This window comes from Pseudomonas sp. L13 (assembly GCF_009935965.1).
GTDB classification, from domain to species: Bacteria; Pseudomonadota; Gammaproteobacteria; order Pseudomonadales; family Pseudomonadaceae; genus Aquipseudomonas; species Aquipseudomonas lactis.
Genome location: NZ_QODJ01000004.1, coordinates 134,739 through 155,568 on the forward strand (window position 1 = coordinate 134,739; position 20,830 = coordinate 155,568).

16 protein-coding genes and 3 pseudogenes are annotated in these 20,830 nt (G+C 56.0%); 10 read left to right on the forward strand and 9 right to left on the reverse strand.

Annotated elements, in window-relative coordinates; all coding sequences use genetic code 11:
* Positions 1 to 16: 16 nt before the first annotated feature.
* Entirely contained in the window at positions 17 to 256 is a 240-nt protein-coding gene (locus tag DK871_RS29615) for a carbon storage regulator (RefSeq protein WP_375139726.1), read from the reverse strand.
* Between the two features lie 453 nt (positions 257 to 709).
* Here DK871_RS29615 and DK871_RS04430 point away from each other — a divergent pair, with 453 nt between their 5' ends.
* The 5 genes and pseudogenes from DK871_RS04430 to DK871_RS04450 all read left to right on the forward strand — a co-directional run.
* On the forward strand, positions 710 to 1,327 hold the full coding sequence (locus DK871_RS04430; protein ID WP_161904107.1) for a LysE family translocator: 618 nt from the start codon (positions 710 to 712) through the stop codon (positions 1,325 to 1,327).
* Between the two features lie 620 nt (positions 1,328 to 1,947).
* Entirely contained in the window at positions 1,948 to 6,024 is a 4,077-nt protein-coding gene (locus DK871_RS04435) for an autotransporter domain-containing protein (protein ID WP_161904108.1), read from the forward strand.
* Positions 6,025 to 6,192: 168 nt separating this feature from the next.
* Positions 6,193 to 6,363, forward strand: a complete 171-nt coding sequence (locus DK871_RS04440) for a hypothetical protein (protein ID WP_161904109.1) — start codon at positions 6,193 to 6,195, stop codon at positions 6,361 to 6,363.
* A 131-nt stretch (positions 6,364 to 6,494) separates the two neighbouring features.
* Positions 6,495 to 7,257: pseudogene (locus tag DK871_RS04445) on the forward strand (saccharopine dehydrogenase); the annotation flags it as partial.
* Between the two features lie 6 nt (positions 7,258 to 7,263).
* Positions 7,264 to 7,519, forward strand: a pseudogene (locus DK871_RS04450) (DUF2269 family protein); the annotation flags it as partial.
* 52 nt (positions 7,520 to 7,571) lie between these two features.
* Here the strand turns inward: DK871_RS04450 and DK871_RS04455 are convergent.
* The 6 genes and pseudogenes from DK871_RS04455 to DK871_RS04480 form a co-directional block, all read right to left on the reverse strand.
* Positions 7,572 to 7,940, reverse strand: a complete 369-nt coding sequence (locus DK871_RS04455; RefSeq protein WP_161904110.1) for a DoxX-like family protein — start codon at positions 7,938 to 7,940, stop codon at positions 7,572 to 7,574.
* A pseudogene (locus DK871_RS04460) lies at positions 7,937 to 8,107 on the reverse strand (DCC1-like thiol-disulfide oxidoreductase family protein); the annotation flags it as partial. The pseudogene DK871_RS04460 and the gene DK871_RS04455, both read right to left, overlap by 4 nt.
* Complete coding sequence (locus tag DK871_RS04465) at positions 8,108 to 8,572, reverse strand: response regulator (protein WP_161904111.1); 465 nt, start codon at positions 8,570 to 8,572, stop codon at positions 8,108 to 8,110.
* Complete coding sequence (locus DK871_RS04470; RefSeq protein WP_161904112.1) at positions 8,569 to 10,893, reverse strand: ATP-binding protein; 2,325 nt, start codon at positions 10,891 to 10,893, stop codon at positions 8,569 to 8,571. The genes DK871_RS04465 and DK871_RS04470 overlap by 4 nt, the downstream gene beginning before the upstream one ends.
* On the reverse strand, positions 10,890 to 11,543 hold the full coding sequence (locus DK871_RS04475; RefSeq protein ID WP_161904113.1) for a response regulator transcription factor: 654 nt from the start codon (positions 11,541 to 11,543) through the stop codon (positions 10,890 to 10,892). Before DK871_RS04475 ends, DK871_RS04470 begins: the two co-directional genes overlap by 4 nt.
* Positions 11,540 to 12,727 carry a sensor histidine kinase gene (locus DK871_RS04480; protein ID WP_161904114.1) on the reverse strand — a complete coding sequence of 396 codons (1,188 nt, stop codon included), beginning with the start codon at positions 12,725 to 12,727 and terminating at the stop codon, positions 11,540 to 11,542. The genes DK871_RS04475 and DK871_RS04480 overlap by 4 nt, the downstream gene beginning before the upstream one ends.
* Positions 12,728 to 12,901: 174 nt before the next feature.
* On the opposite strand from DK871_RS04480, the gene DK871_RS04485 reads away from it, so the two are divergent.
* A complete protein-coding gene (locus DK871_RS04485) occupies positions 12,902 to 13,420 on the forward strand; it encodes an SgcJ/EcaC family oxidoreductase (RefSeq protein ID WP_161904115.1) in 519 nt (172 codons plus the stop codon).
* A 184-nt stretch (positions 13,421 to 13,604) separates the two neighbouring features.
* Here DK871_RS04485 and DK871_RS04490 read toward each other — a convergent pair whose 3' ends face one another.
* A complete protein-coding gene (locus DK871_RS04490; protein WP_161904116.1) occupies positions 13,605 to 14,336 on the reverse strand; it encodes an SDR family oxidoreductase in 732 nt (243 codons plus the stop codon).
* 126 nt (positions 14,337 to 14,462) lie between these two features.
* Here DK871_RS04490 and DK871_RS04495 point away from each other — a divergent pair, with 126 nt between their 5' ends.
* The 4 genes from DK871_RS04495 (at position 14,463) to DK871_RS04510 (ending at position 19,452) form a co-directional block, all read left to right on the forward strand.
* The gene (locus DK871_RS04495) at positions 14,463 to 15,368 is read left to right on the forward strand and encodes a LysR family transcriptional regulator (RefSeq protein WP_161904117.1); all 906 of its coding nucleotides are present in this window, start codon (positions 14,463 to 14,465) and stop codon (positions 15,366 to 15,368) included.
* Positions 15,369 to 15,779: 411 nt separating this feature from the next.
* On the forward strand, positions 15,780 to 16,235 hold the full coding sequence (locus DK871_RS04500) for an ester cyclase (RefSeq protein ID WP_161904118.1): 456 nt from the start codon (positions 15,780 to 15,782) through the stop codon (positions 16,233 to 16,235).
* A 571-nt stretch (positions 16,236 to 16,806) separates the two neighbouring features.
* Positions 16,807 to 18,087 (forward strand): MFS transporter, encoded by a 1,281-nt coding sequence (locus DK871_RS04505; RefSeq protein WP_375139729.1) that lies wholly within the window; start codon positions 16,807 to 16,809, stop codon positions 18,085 to 18,087.
* 99 nt (positions 18,088 to 18,186) lie between these two features.
* Positions 18,187 to 19,452, forward strand: coding sequence for an OprD family porin (locus DK871_RS04510; RefSeq protein WP_161904120.1), 1,266 nt, complete (start codon positions 18,187 to 18,189; stop codon positions 19,450 to 19,452).
* A gap of 380 nt (positions 19,453 to 19,832) precedes the next feature.
* Here the strand turns inward: DK871_RS04510 and DK871_RS04515 are convergent, their stop codons facing one another.
* The gene (locus DK871_RS04515; protein ID WP_161904121.1) at positions 19,833 to 20,828 is read right to left on the reverse strand and encodes a hypothetical protein; all 996 of its coding nucleotides are present in this window, start codon (positions 20,826 to 20,828) and stop codon (positions 19,833 to 19,835) included.
* Between the last annotated feature and the right edge of the window lie 2 nt (positions 20,829 to 20,830).

Here is a 20,830-nt window from a genome sequence, read left to right on the forward strand (position 1 = left end):
ATCGCGGGGCGGTCTGTCATGACCGAGTTTTTGGCGATGGTGATGCAGGTACTGATTTCAAGCCCGGCTCTTTGTCTTTGCCCTCGGTATCTATAGTCCTTTCATGCAGCTCGGATCGAACGATCGGGATATGTTTGGGTGCATGGAAACCTAAAGAGACATGACTGCCTATAACGTCAATCACCTTGATCTGAATTTCGTCGTCGATACGTAAGCGTTCGCCGGGCCTCCTAGTGATGAGTAGCAATGGCAGCACCTTTCAAGTTGGAGAATGTTCGGGCCATTAATTCCACACATTATCCGAAATGTTTGTAGGAAATTTCCGTTCGTGCGATTGATTGGGTATCTCAGTGAAACTGTCCGGACGGATCAGAGCAGTGCCGAAGTGCAGAATGGCATTGGCTCCGTTTGTGCTACGGACCGCGCGTGCCGCGTGACATTCTGATCCCGCAGATTTTCAGCCGCGTTTCCACCCGCGTGTTTTCCATCGCGAGCCGGTGGTGCTTTAGAGAGATGGTCAAGCCATCAGGTATTCGCCTGACGCCAGCCGAACTCGAAGGCCCATTCAGGCAAATGTATCGTCGGTTAGGTGCTTGGGAAATTTCCTACATTTATTGACGTTCAGGGGGATAAATATCAAGTCAAGCGAGGGGGCGGGCGATGGTTGGTATCCTTCTTCTTTACCTGATATTCAACGTCAGAGTGCCTTATGAACTACGGATTTTTATCTTTCTCATTGGCAGTGCTGATCATCAACCTCTCCCCTGGACCGGCAATGCTTTATGTAATGAACCAATCTCTGAAGCACGGTGTGCGAACCGGACTGCGGGCTGCCGCGGGCGTTGAGTTCGGGGTGTTTTGCTACGTGTTACTGGCAGCGTTCGGCTTGGTGCTTATCTTCAAGGAAGTACCGCTGCTGTATCGTGCCGTGCAGCTAGCGGGGACTTTTTATCTGCTGTACCTGGCTTATACCTTCTGGCCTTGTCGAACGGCTGCCGATGCTGCTCTGGTCAGCGAACATCCACCAGTCCCTGCTAACTATGCTTTCAGCAAAGGCATGTTGATCAACTTATCGAACCCGAAGATCGGCCTGTTCTTTATTAGTCTGTTGCCGCAATTCGTGCCTCCCGATGCTAATCCCGCCTGGCTGTATTTTTTGCTCTACGGACTCATTTTCAATATGGGTGGAATCTTGGTGAACATGACAGTCGGGCTCGCTGCCCACTCTTTGACGGCCACCATCCAGCGTGCTACCTGGTTTGACTATCTGCTTCCCGTGCTTTTTTTCGTCATTGCGCTATTCGCTTTCGCACAGGCGATGGCGTGATTTATATCATCGAAACTTCTGCCTTTCTATCCGTTGCACCAATTCTATAATTGGAATCCTTCCAAACGGATGATATAACAAATATAGGGGCGCGCATGCTCGAACGTAATGTTGAAACTAAATTGTTAGTTATCGATGGGCCCTGCAAGGGACAACGAATGGCTCAGCCGGGGCAGCAATTCACCTTTGAGATCAGTAGCATTAGGAGCAAAACGAAGATTAAAGTTACGTATTATTTGCGATACCATCGTCTACTTGGACTGGTGTGGGCGTTACCTGCTAACAAAAGCGCTTCAAACTTGCAAAGGGCGGAAACCCATGTTGATGTTTAGACCTGTCTGGGGGCCAGATGATTGGCATCGCTACGCCCACGTTTTTGACGTGTACTGCTAAAAACATGTCCTCGTTATCGCGTAGACCGCTTTATAAGAGAAAATTAGCTCGCTCATGATGGGGAGCTAATCAGTAGGGAATTTCCAAAAAAATTTATACAGGTATTTAATCAATCAACGCCTAAACAAATATTCTTTTTGATTTTTTTGATAGATTAGTAACAAAACCGAAAAGAAAAAACTGCATAACGGTATCTTCCAACTAAGCCAAATGACTCAGGAAGAATCATGCCGTCAACAATCAAAATTTCAGATGTGCGCCTACTTGGCCAATACACTGCTTTGAAATATGCATTTTTTGTCTGGTTGGCTTCACCAGCATCTGCATTAGCCGACATTGATATCGACTCCGCTAACGGGTTGATTGACTCCAAAAGAGCGGCCTGGTTCAAAGAACTGCAAAGCCATGTCATCACTCGCTACCCACAACCAGGGTCAGAAGCGGCAAACCTTGACCGACTAGGGTCTATCGCCTACGCGCAGGACAGCGGCGACAGATATCGGCTCGCCATCAGCGATGCATCCCAGAAATCTGTCTATAAGAGAGCGATCATGACGCAGTCAGCGCTAGGCTCCCTCACCCCTGAAAAAACACCCAGCGCACCGCTGGATCTCTCAACCTTCGATTCATACAGTCACTTGGTAGATCTATACAACCAGGCAAGCTACTCATATGACGCTAATGAAAAAAGAGAACGAACCGCAGATTTCATATTAAAAGACCAGTTCCTTCGCGGTCGTCCCAAGGACGTGCTTGAGAACTCACAATACATAAAAAACTATCAGTCCATAAAAGGTTCATCCTTCCCCAGCGGCCATACGTGGGATGGCTATGAAACGGCAATGGGCATGAGCCTGGTATTTCCAGAGCGTGGCAGTGAAATCATTTCCCGCGCCTTGCAGTACGGCGAAAGCCGGGTCGTATTGCGAGCGCACTTTCCTACCGACACCATCGCGTCCCGTATTGGCAACTATTACTACCTGTCCAAAATGCTGGAAGACGACACGCTGGCAACGACTTTTTTTGAATTGAGCGGGGATATTCGCAAGCAGGTAGAAGCATCGAAACTGTGCTCGGGCACCTTGCGCAGTTGTCTTGAAGCACAAGACTCGCCCTTGACAGATACCCAAACCAAAGAAAGCTACAGCCTCGGTTACTACAATCAAATGCTCGCGCGTGACGTTGTTGTGCTCGCGCCTGAGCATATTCCGCAACAGGCCGGCGCCTTGCTGCGTTTTCGCTTCCCCTATTTGAAATCACCCGAATGGCGGCAGATTCTGGCCAGCACGGCTTATCCCAGCAATTCGCTGGCGGGCTGGACCTTCGATGCCAACAACCCGAATGCCAATTGGGGGCTGATTAACCTGCCTCGGGCTTTTGGCGGCCCCACCTATTTCTATGAAAACTTCACGGTCAACCAAAACCCGGATTCGGATCTGGACCTGGCCGGTTTTTCTCAGGTCGATACCTGGAAGGAAAATATTGGCGGCCCTGGCGGTTTGATCAAAGAGGGCAGTGGAACGCTCATTCTCACGGGCAATAACACCTTTGGTGGTGGTATTGATCTGAACCAGGGCACCTTGCAAATTGGTAACGGCGGTGCGCAAGGCTCAGTGCTGGGCAATATCAACAACAACGGCACGCTGACCTTTAACCGCAGCGATGACGTGGTTTTTGGCGGCGACATCAGCGGTTACGGCAATATCATAAAAGACGGGGCGGGCACCCTCGAACTCACGGGCAGTAACCGTTCCATGGGTTACACCTATATCGACAAGGGGGTACTGAAGGTCAATGGCACGCTGAACCATGCATTGGTTTACGTCGAGTCCGGCGGCCAGTTGCAGGGCAGTGGAGAAATCGGTCAGGTTGTCGTCAAGGAAGGCGGGGTGCTCGCGCCCGGCAATTCGATCGGGACGCTACGTATCACTCAAGATCTGGTCTTCAGGCCCGAGTCGGTCTACCGCGTCGAGGTCGATGCCACTGGGCATGCCGATAAGCTGGACGTGGCCGGGCCTGTTGACCTGCAAGGTGGCCGGGTCGATGTTCAGGCGCAGTCCGGTGATTATCGTCCTAGTACCACCCTGGCCATTATCCAGGCGGAAAAAGGTATCAAGGGTCAATTTGCCAAAGTCACCTCCAACCTGGCTTTCCTCACGCCCAGCCTTGCTTACGAACCCAACCAGGTAAACCTGAACCTGTTGCGCAATGATATTCGCCCCGTAGAACTACTGAAGAACGAGAACGAAAAAGCTCTGGCCACGCAATTGCTCACCACGGTACCGGCTGTCCCGGCAGCACCGGTACCGGACAAGGGGCCGGCTGTCACTAACGTACAACCTCCCTCCACGGTCCCAGAACCAACCCCCGACCCAGTTGTTACTGTGCCGGTAGTATCCTCGTCTGTTGTCACTCAACCGCTTGCAACCCTGCCCGTTGAGCCGAATCCCTCTTCTGCTGTGATTGCTCAGGCGATCAGACCGCCGTTGCCGAGCATCACACCAAGCGACAAGCTCCCCGTTCTCTTTGGCAGCGACGAGGATAAAGTCTTTGACGGCAGCCTCAATGGCAACGCTAATCTGGTAAAAACCGGTACGGGTCAGCTCAGGTTGACGGGCGTCAGTGAGTTTGCCAGGCGTATCGATATCAACCAAGGCACCCTGAGCGCCAATGGTAAATTGAGCAATGCAATGCTTTACATCGAAGCCGGTGCTCAGTTGCAAGGTATCGGCGAAGTGGGCGCAGTCACCGTCAACAAGGGCGGGATCATCGCCCCCGGCAACTCGATTGGTACCTTACGCGTTGCCCAAGACCTCACCTTCAACCCCGAGTCAATTTACCGGGTAGAGGTCGATGCGGCTGGGCGCACCGACAAGCTGGAAGTGGCCGGGCGCGCGGATCTGCAAGGTGGCCTGGTGGATGTCCAGGCACAAGCAGGCGATTACATGCCAAACACTACGCTAGCCATTATCCGGGCGCAGAAAGGTGTCAGTGGTCAATTTGCCCAAGTGACCTCCAACCTGGCGTTTCTCACGCCTAGCCTCGCTTACGAACCCAACCAGGTGAACCTGCACCTGCTGCGCAATGATATTCGCCCCGAAGAACTGCTGAGCAACACGAATGAAAAAGCCGTAGCCACCCAACTGCTGAATGAAGACCCCGCCATTACATCAATCGTGCCCTCGCCAGCCACTAGTACGGTATCGCCAGCGATCACGACACCAGCGCTTGCTCCAGCCACTGCCCAGTTGGACGTGGTTTCTTCTCTGAGCGCTCCACCAACCCGGTCGCTTACCTGGGCGCAGAAGGAAGACGATGCCTTGATCGGTCTCTCCAGGGACGAGTTCAAGAGCATCATGAAACCCATGACAGGGGAGCTGCATGCTTCGCTCAAGAATGCGTTGTTGCAAGACTCAAGCTACGTGCGTAACGCCACGCTAAACCGTCTTTACGAGACGGAGCAGAACCCACGTGCCCTTGGTGTCTGGGGGTATGCCATCGACTCAAGAGGGAAGCAAAACGGAGAGGGCGATGCCACCGAACTCAGTCGTTCGGTTCATGGGGTTATCGGTGGGCTTGATCGGCAGGACGAAGACAGCGGCTTGAGAGCCGGTATCGCCGCCAGCTATCAAAGCGGTTCTGCCTCGCTGTCTAGACAGAGTGCTTCGGCAGATGTCGAAACCTACAGCCTCGCTGCCTATGCGAGCAAACAGTTCGACAATGTCACGCTGCGCGTCGGTGCGGCCTACGCCTGGCATGAGATCGACAGCAAGCGCGATGTCACTCACAAGAATGGCACCACGCGACTCAAAGGCAGTTACGACGGCAGTACCCGTCAGGCTTTTGCCGAACTCGCCCACAGCATTAACTTCAATGCGGTGACCCTGGAGCCCTTCGTCGGGCTCAACTATGTCCACGTCGAAACCGAAGCATTTTCAGAGAAAGAAAACCTCTTCGCCCTCAGTGGCAAAAAAAGCCGGATGGACGTGACCTCGGCCAAGCTCGGTGCACGCCTGAACGCTGTCCATCCACTGGCCAATGGCATGACCGTGCGCCTGAACGGTAGCGCGGGACTGCAACACGCATTCAAGGAGAAAACTACGGACACTCGTGTGAAGCTGCAGACCCAAGGAGGCTTCGTGAATATTTCCGGCTTGCCCGTGCAGCAGGACTCGGCTCAGTTGGCGTTCAGCGCTACCTTGGACTTAACGCCGGCATTTTCCGTGGGGCTGAGGTATGCGGGAGAAATAGGCCAGCGTTTTCACGACCAGAGCACCTCCGCCACGGCCTCGTGGACGTTCTAGGCGCAATCAGACCACATGCCCCTGCGGTTAGCTGATAACCGCAGGATTGATGGTGCGAACGGCAGCAGCCCAGGCATATCGCCTCCGGCGTGCGCCTGTCTCGCTGGCTAGCGTGATTCGATTAAGTGAGTTATTTGCTTTGTTGCTTATCAAGCAGGGAGAGTGGTGATGGCTAATAAAAAATTTAAAGCGTTCCGCGCCTGGTTCACGCCCAAATGGCGGCTGCGAGCAGGCGTTGTCTTGCTTAAAATCACGGCAGTCGGAGCGTTTTTCTATCCAGGTGGTAAAAGATCGGATTCGCTCGCAAGAATGCCTGCTGTCAATGAGCTGGGCCGGTAAAACTCTTTGGCCTTTTCCGCCACTTCCATGGCGCCAATATCGATCTGCCGAATTCCCCATTGCCTGATCTTTTCTATGGAACTGCCCCAGACCACCTGGGTATACCGCACCAGGCAATGGCGCCCATGCACATGCTGGATGCACAAGCACGGCAGGCAGGTGTGGCGATCCTTAGCGGGTGCAGCTCGGTGCCGACGCTGTCGTCCGCCATCATCGATCAGTACCGCTATCGCTTCACCCGCATCGACTCGATCGCACACGGTATTTCTTCCTCGGCCAAGATGCCGGGCCTGTCCACCGTCGAAGGCGTGCTGGCTTAAGCGGGCAAACCGATCAAGCAGCTCAGGCATGGCCAGGTGCATGAAGTGCTGGGCTGGCAGGACCTGACGTTGCGCAAGATGCCTGGGCTTGGCACGCGGGTGCTGGCGAATGTGGACGTGCCCGACATGGACATCTTTGCCAGTCGCTATGGTGCCTACACCCTGAGTTTCAAGGCTGGCGCAGGACTCAAGCTTGGCGGTGTTGCTAACTATCTGCTTGCCCAGGCGCTACGGTGGGGCGTGGTGCGTGACCATCTCGCCTGGGCTGCACGACTGTATCGGCTGGGTATTTGGTTCGAGCGCTTTGGCGATGGCAAAAGCGCGATGTACATCGACGTGAAAGGCCTCGGTACAGAAGGGCAACCGCTGTCCCTGCTGGTGCAACTGACGGCGCTGAATGACAAAGGCCCGGAAATCCCTAGCTGCGCCGCTGTTGCTCTGGCCCTCAAAATCGCCCAAGGCTACGCGCCCGAACCCGGCGCGCGTCCCATGCGTTGGCGAAATCACCGTCGACGAATACATGAGCGCTATCAACGACCCGGCGAACCTCAGCCTGGCCGTGCAATTCTCTGACGGGAGGGTGTTGACTTCGCTGATCATCTTCTTGCGCGTGGGGGGCGCTTTGGCTGCCGGTGCTCGTGCTGCAGAAGCGTTTGCAGCGGATGGCGCTCAGTGTGGTTGAGACGGGCAGGGCGCTCGATGATGGCTACCGCAGCGTTTATAGGACATGGTTCTGGATGGGAGTTTTCGGGTTTTCGGGGATGTTTGTGATCGTGCTGATCATGGTGACGAAAATGACGCCATGGCAGTTGATTGGGCTGATTATGTGTGGCTGATATCAGCACTGGCAGTTGCACTTGAGACGATCGAGCTGAAATAAATGCCCGCTCAGGGCTGGGTATTCCAAGCCACCGCACACAACGCCAACCCCGCCACATTCAGCGACACCGGATTAAACGCTTCCCTGAGCATCGCCGGGCTCAATATCGCTACATCCACTAGCAGTGCTGCCAGCGCACCCGCAGCCAGTGCAATCGGCCAGGCACTGCGTGGCGAAAGCAGTATCCATGCCGCCAGGACAATCTCACCAATCCCCGCCAGCGTAGCGAACAGCTGCACCTGTTCGATCCCGTGCGCCTGGATCATTGCCCGCTCACCTTGGCTTAGCCACAGCAGCTTTGGCACTAGCCCATGGTAGGCAAACATGAACGCCAGGCCGCCCCGGGCGATCCAGTTGATACGCACCAAGTTATTCATGGCTGATCCTTCAAGAAGCGCTGTTCATGATCAGGGTCCGGCAGCAGGCAGGTGTCGTACATCCCGAAGAGCTTATAGCGATTGCGCGCGATGCGGTCGTAGGTCCAATCCCGAAGGAGGCGTGGCATAACACGCAGGAGCAGCAGCGGTCGCCAGCGGGCGGGCATTCAGCGTGATGATGTTGAACCTCGTCTTTGCAGCAGATCGATCTGATCCGCTGGTACCAGGGTGCGCAAGGTCTTGTAAAGCACGCGGGTTTCCAGCAGGTTCCACACCCGCAGCATGGTTTCCAGCGCATCCAGTGGTTTGCTGATGAAGTCCTTGGCTCCCAGGGCCAGGGCGCGCAAGCGTGTGTCGCGAGTGGCGTCGGCGGTGAGCACCAGGATCGGCAAGTACTCGCTGCTTGGGATACGCCGGTTGAGTTGTTCCAGCACGGCAAAGCCGTCGAACTCGGGCATGTGCAGGTCGAGAATCACCAGGTCCGGTTCGAAGCTGTTGAACAGTTCCAGGGTCCGCAGCGGTTGGGTGCTGCTCAGCACGTTGGTCAGCCCTTCACGTACCAGCAATTGCTCCACTAGATCGAGGTTGGCGCGTTTGTCGTCGATGATCAGAATGCGCAGGTCGGTGTTCACACAGGCTCCGGAAAGTGCTGGTCGAGGTGGGCAAGGAACGAAGGAATGTGAATGGGTTTGGTCAGCACGGCGGTCGCACCAGCCTCGCTCAAGGCCAGGCGGGTGAGGTCGCTGGCGTCGGCGGTGATCATTAATATTGGAGTGGATCGGGTGGATGCGGATTGACGCAAGCGCTCAAGAACGTTCAGTCCGTCGATGTCAGGCAGCGAGACATCCAGCAGGATAAGCTGTGGGGTATGTTTGGCGGCCAGATCGAGCCCCAATTGCCCCTGCATGCTTGAGAGCAGCTTTATTCCAGGCCGGCGTTGCAGCACGGTTTCGATGAGCGCCAGGCTGGAGAGGTTGTCTTCGATGCACAACACCTTGCCTTGAACTTCGGGGCAAGGAGCAGGGGCTAGCGGTCGATTAGTTAACGATGCGGCGACTGTCCCGGCGGCTTCCTGCACGCTTACAAACGGTAGCTCCAGCGTAAATCGGGAACCGGCGCCGGGTTGGCTTTGCACGGTCAGGCTGCCGTTCATCATTTCCAGCAGGCTTTTGCTCAACGCCAGACCTAGGCCGCTGCCTTCCACATTCGGGTCGGTCTCCAGGCGCTCAAACGGTTTGAACAGTCGAACCAGGCGATCAGCCGCAATGCCTTTGCCGGTATCGCTGATCGACACGGCGACTCGTTGCTGATCAATCTTGACCTCAATGCTTACCTGACCCGCAGGCCGGTTGTATTTGATGGCGTTTGACAGCAGGTTCAGCAGCACCTGAGTCAGGCGTTGTCGGTCGGCAACGATCCCGCTGTCAGCGGCCAGGATTGGCAGCGGTGCCAGATGGATGCCAGCATCTGTGGCCATCGGCGACACCAGCGCCAAGGCTTCTCGCAAGGCGATTGCCAAGGGCACGGATTCGATGTCCAGCGGCAGGCGTCCGGCTTCGATTTTGGCAATGTCCAATACTTCATTGATCAGGGTCAGCAGGTGCTGGCCAGCACGCAGAATGTGACTGATCTGCGCCTGTTGCCCAGGAAGCGAGTCCATGTCCAGCAGTTGTGCAAAGCCCAGGATCGAGTTGAGCGGGGTGCGCAGTTCGTGGCTCATGCGCGACAGGAATTCGCTTTTTGCCCGGCTGGCGCGCTCGGCCTCTTCGCGGGCGGTGCGCAACGCAATCTCGGCCGCGCGGCGATCGGTAATGTCCCGGGTGATTTTCGAGAACCCGCGCAACGTGCCGCTGCTGTCGTATTGCGCGGTGATCACAACGCTGGCCCAGAAGCGGCTGCCATTCTTGCGGCAACGCCAGGCTTCTTCCATGTAATGCCCGTCCCGAGTGGCCTCACGCAAGGCCATTTCGGGATGCTGCGGGCACTCCTGCGCCAGGTAAAACATCGAGAAGTGCTGGCCAATGATTTCCTGCTCCGTATAGCCCTTGATCCGCTCGGCGCCGGCGTTCCAACTGGTGACATAACCCTGGGTATCGAGGGCAAAGATCCCGTAGTCCTTCACGCCGTCGATGATCAGCCGCAAGCGTTCTTCATTGTCACGTAACGCTCGCTCGCGTTCAGCCAGCAGTAAACCGGCCTCCACCAGACGAGTACCCAACTGGCCGATCTCATCGTTCTCTGGTGGTTGCGGCCGCAACGGTTGCCCGAGGGCCAGTCGCTGGGCATTGCCCTGGACTTGCTGCACCCTGGCCACAATCCCTTTGGACAAAAACAGAACCGCCACGATGGCACCCAATAGTCCGCAGAGGGCGGCCAGCAAGGTTGAGAGCAGCAGCCGCTGACGGGTCGCGTATGCCGCCGCAGTACGCTCGGCCAGCAACGTGTCTTCAAGGATGAGCATGGTGCTGATGTGCTCACGCAATTCATCGAGGATGTATTTGTTATTGATCAGGATAGTGGTGATCGACTCGGAGTTCGCCTTGCGCTCACTGAGCATTTGCTCCAGCCCATCGAGCTTGCTGTTGATCAGCGGCGTGATGGCGGTAAGTTGTGCGCGCACGCGCTCATCACGCACGCTGCTGTCGAGGCGGCGCAGGGCCGATTCGATCAGTGGCTTGGCTTTCAGATAACCCGGTAGGAAATCCTCCCTACGTGTAAGCAGATAACCACGCACGCTGGCGGCGGCTTCGGCGAGCAAGGTGTGCACGGTCTGGATATCGCCTTGCACCAGCAATACCCGGCGTACGTCTTCTTCGGCACGGGCGGTCTGGCGCTCGGTGATGTAGATCAACACCAGTGATAGCAGCAAGATTATCAAGGGAAGGGAAATTACCACCAAGGCCTTGCCCCTTAGCGGTAGGTCGATCCAGCGCCGGGCATAGAACACCTTCATGGTTGAGTCACCAGGCCCAGAGCAATGCCACGGACCGCGGCCTGGGTTCGATCCGCCGCTCCGAGTTTGCCGATGATCCGTTCGACGTGAGCTTTTGCCGTGCCGGTGGTAATACCCAGTTTCTCACCGATCAGGCGGTTGCTCATGCCGTTGGCCACCAACCCAAGCACCTGGCGCTCTCGGACAGTGAGATTTGCTGCGGGGGGCGCGCCACTCGCATTGCGGCCGGTCATGCGTCTTAGCAGGCGGGCGCTGACGGAGCTATTGAGGGCTTCCTCACCGGCAGCAACTCGCTGCAGGGCGTCGATCACCTCGTCGCGGCTGGCGTCTTTGAGCAGGTAACCGACGGCACCGGCACTCATGGCCGCTTCCAAATGGTCGGGGCTGTCGTCCATGGTGAAGATCACCACTTTCAGGGTAGGCAATTGCTGTTGAAGCAGGCGTGCGGCGCCCAAGCCGTTGAGCAACGGCATGCGGATGTCGAGGACCACTATATCCGGGAGCAACCGTTCGCACAGCTCGACGGCTTCCTGACCATCGCGGGCCTGGCCGACCACTTCGAATTGCGGGTGACCCGCTAGCAAGGCGACGAAACCGGTGCGGGTGACTTCATGATCATCAGCGAGCACGAGACGTAGCACGTCGGTCATTGTGCGGGGCCATCCTGGTTCGCGGGCACGCCAATGTGCAGTTGGGTGCCGCCGTTGATTGCACTGACGCAGGTGAGGCGTCCACCCAACAGGCTGGCGCGCTCCTGCATGGTGGCGAGGCCCAGATGTCGAGCATTTTCGGTGGCGAGTGGTTGTTCGATGGCAGTAAAACCTTTGCCGTTATCTTCCACCCGCAGCAAGGCTTGGCCTTTGTGCAGTTCCAGTGCCAGCTTTACCTGACTGGCGTGCGCATGTTTGAGGATGTTGTTGATCGCTTCCTGGGCGATCCTGAACAAACCGATCTCCACCTGACTGGAAAAACGCAGCTCGCAACGCGCGAGCCAGTGCACTCTGATTCCAGTTTCTCGCAACCGATCGGCTTCTTTATCAACGGCCTTGAGCAATCCGAAATCGTCGAGCACCGTCGGGCGCAGGCCGCTGATCAGTTGCCGGCCTTCAACCACGCAATGCTGGGCCAGCGCCAGAATTGCCTGCAGGTCTGCCCCTAGGGTGTCCGGCAGTGTCGGGCAGCGGCCGGCAAAACCTTGCAGCCGCTGGTGCAGTCCGGCGAGGGTTTGGGCCAGGCCGTCGTGTAGGTCATAGGCCACGTGTTTACGTTCGTCTTCTTGCGCGCAAAACAGCCGGTTGACCAGGTCCGAGAGGGTGCGATCCCTGGCTTTGAGTGCCATCAGTAATCGGTCATTTTCAAGGTGCGCCGCCAGCAGGGTTGCGAGCAGTTGCATGGATTCGCTGTCTTCGTTGTCCGGCGCCCGCAGGCTCACGCTGTTGGCCAGCACCAGGGCGCCAAAGGCGTTCCCGTCGCCACCGCGTAGCGGCACCTGCAGCACGTTGGGCAAGGATTCTCCCGGACGGTCCAGCCAGCGCGGCGTGCACATTGTCTGGTCGGCGGCAACCTGCAGGCTGCTCAGGCGATCACTATTGCCATGCAGGGCGGTGGTGCGGATGCGCCCGTCGGCGTCCCACTCCCGCAGCATCCCGTGGTCCATCGCGAGGAAGGCGCAAGCTCGCGCTAGCACGCGCTCGCGCATGGCGTCCGGGGCCAGGCGGGTCAACTCCTGCCCGGTATGCACCAACAACCGCAGGCGCGCCGCGCGACTCTCGGATTGTCGATATTGGGTGCGGATGGCCAGTGCGCTACCGGGATTATGTGACTGGTTTTGCACGCGTTGGCTCCGGCATTGGTACAGGCGCCACGGGCGCAGGGGAGGCCATTAAACCTTGTTAACGGTACCGGGTGCCATCTGCCAAATGGCATAGATAAATGAACCCGGTTGGCCGATGTCGGGTAGCTGGCGGGTTGGCAAAGTGTGCTCAACGATCATCACTGGAGTATCGCAATGAAATTCAACATCCCGGTAATCGCACTGTTTTTTGCTATGAGCGCGCCGTTTGTTCAAGCTGCGCCGACGTCTGCGTATGTCTACAGTGCTGTGGCCCAACCTCCTTCCGATGTGAAGGAACGTGAGATTGCCGGTTTGTTTGACCGTTGGAACAGCACGCTGCAGACCGGTAACGTTCAAGCGGTGATAGAACTCTATGCGCCGGATGCCGTGTTGCAACCCACGATGTCCAATCAGGTGCGCACTACGCCGGGTCAGATCAAGGACTACTTTGATCACTTCATGGCGCTCAAGCCGGTGGGTCAGATCAACTACCGTGAGATCAGCCAGCTGGGCAGCAACGTGGCTGTGGACAGCGGCGTCTACACCTTTACCCTGACCGAGCCGACCGGCAAGATTCGTCAGGTGCAGGCGCGCTATACCTTTGTCTACGAACAGGTCGGCGGTCAATGGAAGATTCTCAATCACCATTCTTCGATGATGCCTGAAGCTCAGGTGCAACATGCCAAGCAGTGATCGGATTGGCAGAGGGTCGTAACGCAAATGTCCTCGCTCTCTGGAGGCGGGGCCAACGCAACTGGCTCACCTGATAAGCGACAGCAAGCAGCACAAGGGTGAACATCCACTTCGATTGGCTGCCAGGGTGAGCAGCGGGGTTAGGATGACTCATGAACGTAACTCTTTCGATCGAATACACGGATTAAACGAGCCCACCGTTGGCCCGCAGGATCTGCCCGTTGACCCAACTACTGGCCGGGCTCACTAGGAACGACACCACGCGAGCGATATCCTCTGGGTGGCCGAGGCGTTCCAGGGGCGGCATCATGGCCAGGGCCTGAATCTGCTCTTCACTTTTGCCGTGCAGGAACAGTTCGGTGGCAACCGGGCCGGGTGCGACGGCGTTGACGGTGATGCGCCGACCGCGCATTTCCTTGGCGAACACTTGGGTCAGGGACTCCACGGCCGCCTTGCTGGCGATGTACACCGCGTAACCCGGGAAGTTGAGGCCAACGGTGCTGCTGGAAAAGTTGACGATGCGCCCGCCGTCGTTCATGCGGGTGGCGGCTTCCCGCAGGGCGTTGAAGGTGCCACGGGTGTGGATGTTGAAGTTCTGGTCGTACAGCTCATCGCTGTGCTGGGCCAATGGCAACATCTTGAGGATCCCGGCGTTGTTGATCAGCACATCGACCTTGCCCAGTTGCGCTTCGGTTTCGTCGAACAGGCGCTTGATGTCCGCAGGGCTGGCCACGTCACCTTGGATCGCTATGGCTTGGTGGCCGGCCTGGCGCAATTCGACCACCAGCTTGGAGGCCTCAGTGGCGCTGTTGGCATAATTGATCGCGACGGCATAACCATCAGTGGCGAGTTGTTTGGCGATAACGGCACCGATGCCACGGGAGGCGCCGGTAATAATTGCAACTTGAGTCGTCATGATGGGGTTTCCTTGGTGGGTTGCTGGGTGTGGCGGCAGGTTCACATGTTTACCCAGGCCGATAAATGCGCCAGAGTTATCTTGACTGTTCAATAATCACCAACAATCGGTTCGGGGGAGCACAGCTTGGATCAAGTCAAAGCGATGAAAGTGTTCGTGCGGATTTACGAGCGCAACAGCTTTACCCTGGCAGCGGATGATTTGAATTTGCCCCGTGCCACGCTGACTCACACCCTCAACCAGTTCGAAGCCTGGCTCGGCACCCGCTTGCTCGAACGCAGTACCCGCCGGGTCCGTCCGACCCTGGATGGCGAGGCCTATTACCAACGCTGCGTACAGTTGCTGCTGGAGTTGGAAGAGGCGGAACTGGCCTTCCGTACCGTGGCTCCCACGGGCCGATTGCGGGTGGATTTGCACGGCACCCTGGCCAAGTATTTTGTGATTCCGGCGTTGCCACAGTTCATGACACGCTACCCTGAAATCGAACTTTCCATCAGCGAGGCGGACCGCTTTGTCGACCTGATCGCCGAAGGTGTGGACTGCGTGCTGCGGGCTGGCAACTTGGGGGACTCGGCACTGGTCGGCAGGCGGGTGGCGACGTTGCGTCAGGTGACCTGCGCCAGCCCCGCTTACTTGCGCAAATATGGTGTACCCAAAAGCCTGGCTGACCTGGTCGAACACCGTGCGGTGAACTATGTTTCCCGCACCACCGCGAAGCTGTTTCCTTTCGAGTTTATAGTTGATGGCCAGTTGCAGGAGGTGCAGATCGAAGGAGCGCTATCGGTATTTGGTGCGCAGGTTTACTCCGCCAGTGCGGTGGCTGGATTGGGGATCATCCAATGCCCCCATTATCGGATGGCCGAGCTGATTGCTCAGGGCGTGATGCAGGAAATTCTCACCGATACGCCCCCGCCGTCGATGCCGGTTTCGGTGCTTTACCCACACAACCGGCACATGTCGCCAAGGGTGCGAGTGTTTGTCGATTGGCTGGCTGAAGTGTTCGCCGAGGCTTCTGAGCCCGGGCTTTCTTAGCGTTTCGGATAACGAAACGGCAATACGGACAGCGGCGAGTGTTCTGTTGCGTTGTAGCCTCCATCTGCTTTCACAGGTCTGCAGAAACAGGCGTCTTCTTTGTCATTGGCTTCCAATTGTTTGTCTTTTTTCATGCATTGAAAATCTGAATCTATGAAGACCAGTCGCCGTATCAAGGAAATATGATTTCCCCACATCAAATTACAGCGTGTTGTACGAAAAGAATGAATGGGGCTCCTACACGATAGCGGGATGTAGCGGCACACCCTGACTTGGCTGTGTGTACTGTCAATATCGTAGTTAGGGTTGTTAATCAGCGTAGTCGGCGGAAATCATTTGAAATGAAAATCCATTGGGGGCTGTGATGCCGGTAGGGTATGAACGAATCTCTCTCTAGACGAAGTGTATTTTATGAAAAAGTATATTGGGTTTTTAGCTCTGGCTTTTTTGTTCGCTGGCCATGCTCAAGCGGCTTACACTGAGCAGGAGCAGGAGAACAAGCGAAAAGTGCTGGAATTCTTTGAACAGGGGCTGAACCAGAAAAACTTCGATAAAGCAGCGCCCTACCTTGGTGAGCGATACGTCGAACACAACCCAAATGGTGAAGATGGGCCTGAAGGCTTCCGGAAGTTTGTGTCGTTCCTCAAGCAACACTTTCCAGATTCCAGGAGCGAGGTAAAACAGGTTTTTGTCGATGGAGAAATTGTTATTTTACACGTCAAAAATACTGGTCGTGACGAGGGGGTGACGCTGGCAATTATTGAAATCTTCCGGCTGGAAAACGGAAAAATTATCGAACATTGGGATGCTATCCAAACGGTGCCTAAAACGGCCTCGAATGCTAATGGCATGTTTCTCGGCGACTAGTCATGATCGTGAAAATTGACACAACCTTAAGCCATGCAGCGAACGCACATAGTGGCGGCGAGGTTTTGTGCCTGTGCTAATGCCTGCTGCTAGGCAGCATCAGCTTCGACCCCATCGCCAACGTCCGCATCCGTCTTAAGCGCGAACACAGTGGGAAGCTTTCCATCCCTGTCTACGGTGCCGTCATCGCCTGTGCTAGCGGGTAGCTGGGGCCGAGGCACCAACCCGATGATAGATAAGGTCTGAGACATGGCGTGCTAAAATTTCTGAACGAGGAAATTTTATCTCTCGGAAATTTCCTACAGAAAGCCATTTCTCTTTTATATATCTCTAGCGTAATTGGCCTGTATTCATCCCACTAAGGTGAATACAGTTACCACTGTACGCCCACGTTATGAGGCGCTAGGTTCTGCTTCCCAAAAAGTGTGGGGGACCGCTGCGTTGCCGATTGTAGCTATCTGGTTGCCTACCTCATTTACTTATAGCGCGCTGTGCTGAGGTCGCAAGAGCCGGTCGGTGGTGCAGGGGTTTTAATCTTTCTAATTATAAGAGAAGTGTTCCGATGACCCTTATGCCTTCGATCACCGAGCAACCCGCACGCCCACTGACCCGCAATGACTATAAAACGTTATCACTCTCTGCTCTGGGCGGTGCGCTGGAGTTTTACGACTTCATTATTTTTGTATTTTTCGCCGCCGTAGTTGGTCAACTATTTTTCCCGCCCGACATGCCGGAATGGCTGCGCCTGGTGCAGACTTTCGGCATATTCTCTGCTGGTTATCTTGCTCGCCCGTTGGGCGGTATCGTCATGGCGCATTTTGGCGATCTGTTGGGACGTAAAAAGATGTTCACCTTGAGCATCTTCATGATGGCCGTACCCACATTGATCATGGGCTTACTGCCGACCTACGCGCAGATCGGTATTTGGGCGCCAATGTTGCTATTGCTCATGCGGGTGATTCAAGGCGCGGCGATTGGGGGTGAAGTTCCGGGGGCCTGGGTTTTCGTGTCCGAACACGTGCCGCAACGACACATGGGTTACGCCTGCGGCACGCTGACCAGCGGTCTGACCGCCGGGATCCTGCTCGGTTCGCTGGTTGCGACGCTAATCCATAGCTTCTTCACCCCAAGTGAGGTGTCCGATTACGCGTGGAGGATCCCGTTCTTGCTTGGCGGTGTTTTCGGTTTGTTCGCGGTCTATCTTCGCCGCTGGTTGCATGAAACCCCGGTGTTCGCCGAGCTGCAATTGCGCAAAGCCTTGGCCGAAGAAATGCCATTGCGTACTGTGCTACGAGAGCATCGTGGGGCGATTGCGATCTCCATGCTGCTGACCTGGCTACTGTCGGCCGCCATTATTGTGGTCATCCTGATGACTCCGACCACGCTGCAAACTATTTACCTTTTTCCTGCGACCACTGCATTGCAAGCCAATAGCCTGGCGATTGTATTTCTCTGCTTCGGTTGCGTGGCCTCCGGTGCGCTGGCGGATCGCTTAGGTGCCGGAAGAGTATTTGTATTCGGCAGCGCTGCGCTGCTGATCATTACGTGGACCTTCTATCACAGCCTCTTCGACCACCCCGACCGGTTGTTCCCGCTGTACGCACTGGCCGGTTTGTTTGTAGGCACTATTGGTGCGGTGCCGTTCGTGATGGTCAAAGCCTTTCCAGCGGCAGTCCGTTTCAGTGGGCTGTCATTTTCCTACAACTTGGCCTATGCGATCTTTGGCGGGCTTACCCCAATAGCCGTAACCCTACTGCTCAAGGCAAGCCCAATGGGGCCTGCCTACTACATGGCGATTATATGCGGCATAGGCGTCCTGGTAGGCAGCTATCTCTGGAAGAGCGGTCGGTAGGAAAGTGTCGTAACGATTCTTCAAGCTAGCGGATGCTTATGAGTAATCAAAAAATAAGAACAACAACACTAATAAAAATACTCATAGGACGAAATTGTCATGTTATGCAACTTGAAGTCCATCGTTCATGTCCTTTATTCGGGGGCTGCCTTAGGTATTGCTGAGTCCGCTACTGCTGCTTTTTTGGATGACAGCAAAGCCAGCCTCGGTATGCGCAATTTTTATATGAACCGAGACTTCCGGCAGGACGGCGTCGGGCAAAATAAAGCAGAGGAGTGGGCTCAAGGATTCATTCTGCGCTTCGAGTCCGGTTACACAGCGGGGCCGCTGGGAGTCGGTATTGATGCCGTGGGCTTTCTAGGTGTCAAACTGGATTCCAGCCCTGATCGAGCCGGTACTGGCCTCCTTAAGCATGCTAGCGAGGCGTCAGCACGTGCTGAAGATGAGTACGGTGAATCTGGCCTGACAGCAAAACTTCGCGCGTCCAAAAGCACTCTCAAGGTCGGTACCCTTCAACCCATTCTGCCACCCTTGATGCGTAACGACGGTCGCTTGTTACCGCAAACCTTTCGTGGTGCATGGGTCAATAGCAACGAGATCGATAATCTGAATCTTGATCTTGGGCGTATAGATCGAGTCAATCAGCGCAACTCCTCAAACAATGAGGAACTGACTGTATTCAATGTAGGCAAGCGTAACATTGCGCTAGGCCAGGCCAAAAGCAGCAACGAGTTTCTGTTCGGTGGCGGCCGCTATCAATGGCGTCCGGAATGGGTCACCAGTTACTACTATGGCGGCCTAGAGGGCATCTATAAACAACACCTGTTAAACATGGTTTACCACTGGCCGCTGGGGGAGGGGCGCAGGCTCAAATCCGATCTGCGGTTCGCCCGCTCCAGCGACGACGGCGGTAGCAATGTGGATAACGATGCCATGGGGGCGTTATTCACTTATGAGTCGGGTAGCCACAACCTCAGCGCTGGTTATCAGCATCTGAGTGGCAGCACCGGATTTGCCTACGTAAACGGTGCAGATAACGCGCTGATCAATTTGCTGCAAATCAATGATTTCGGTAATCAGAATGAGCGCTCGTGGCAAGTGCGTTATGACTATGACTTTTCCGGGCTAGGTGTACCTGGCCTTAGCCTGATGAGCCGTTACGTGTCAGGTGACAACGTCGATCGTGGCTCTGGCCTGAGTGAAGGTAAAACCTGGGAGCGAAATACCGACCTGAGTTATGTCATCCAGAGTGGCCCGCTCAAGGACTTCGGGCTGAAGATTCGCAACGCCAGTACGCGCAGTAACTTTCTCAGTGACATAGATGAGAATCGTTTGATTATCAGTTATTACCTGGCCCTTTGGTAAACGATGATGGCGAGCTGAGCGGATAATTCGTAAAGGGTAATTGCCATTCAGCCTTAAGCGCGCTGACATTTTGATGAAGGCTAAACACCGACACAGACGGATCGCAGTGACTCAGGCTCAAGGAGGAGCCTATGACTCATTGTCGGCCCCGAAGGGCCGGCAAGTGGCACACGAAAAGGCAGGTGACGACTGCGACGCCAGCAGGGCTGGGCTTCAGGGCACCGGAGCGCGGCTGAAGGCTGGGCAGGCACGATGCCTGCGAGTAGCCCAGTCAGCATAGAACCTGATGAGCGACGGGCTCAAGCGCTCGACACGCGCCAGGGGTAAAACAGCGCGATATTGACGATGGTTTTCGCGTCAGGCTGGTGAAGATGCAGTGCTCAGCGCAGAGCCGCCAACTGCCGTTTGGACATTGGCGACAGCCGGAGTTTGTGGGTGACATACGTCATTACCCGGCTTTCATCGTACGGGTGCGGTTTGCGCGACGTGCTGGTGGCACCCCGTTTCCACAGGCCAAACATGATGAGCTGCGAATCCACCAGAAATTGCCGCAGCCACTCATCTTCGGCGTGGCTGACACTGACTTCAAAGTATTCACGACGATTCGGGTCGTCAGTGCGATTGAGCTGCGATTCGCAGTTCAGATAGGTGGTGGTATAGGTCGCTCCAGCAGGCGGAGCCTTGTGCGATCGGACGGTGCCGATGAGCGCCAAGGGCAATTCGTACTCACTGTCCGGCGCCAGTTTGTCCCACACTTCGTCGTAGCGGCCCGATTCGTAGAGAAAGTCATGCCAGGCGATGGTGTGCTTGCCCAGCTTCAACGTCAGATTCGCGGCCAGCAGTTCGTCGTCCTCGCAGGCGGCACGCAGGGCCAGCAAGTCGGTGGTGGTGCGCAGGTAGCTGTCCAACTGCTCCTTGGTTGCGCGAAAACCGGTGGGGCGTTGTGCGGCCGTACTGCCGGGTGGTGGCGGTGCTGGAGTAGCGGCATTGCCGGAGGCGGTAAGGTCTTGCAGCCCCTGATGCAGGATCAGCAGGCGCAACTCACGCTTGCCGTCGTCGAGTGCGTGCATGAAATTGGGGTCTGAAGCCGCTGCCAGAATCAACTTCAGGCGACCGGGGGCATCGTAACGGCAGCCCAGCACATGCTCCGAGCCTCGGCTCAAGCCGATATAGGCCGGCACCTGAACAGGCGCCACGCGGTTCTTGCGATCCTGTGTGTGCCATTTGACGAACCGCACGGCATGTCTGCATTTATCGTCATCGCAGAATAGGATAGGGATGCTCTGTGCGTTTTCGTAGCGTGTCTGCAACTCATCGACGGTATAGGAAACGCCCTGCGCATCCACTGCCGACAACATCTTGATGCCTTTACTCATCC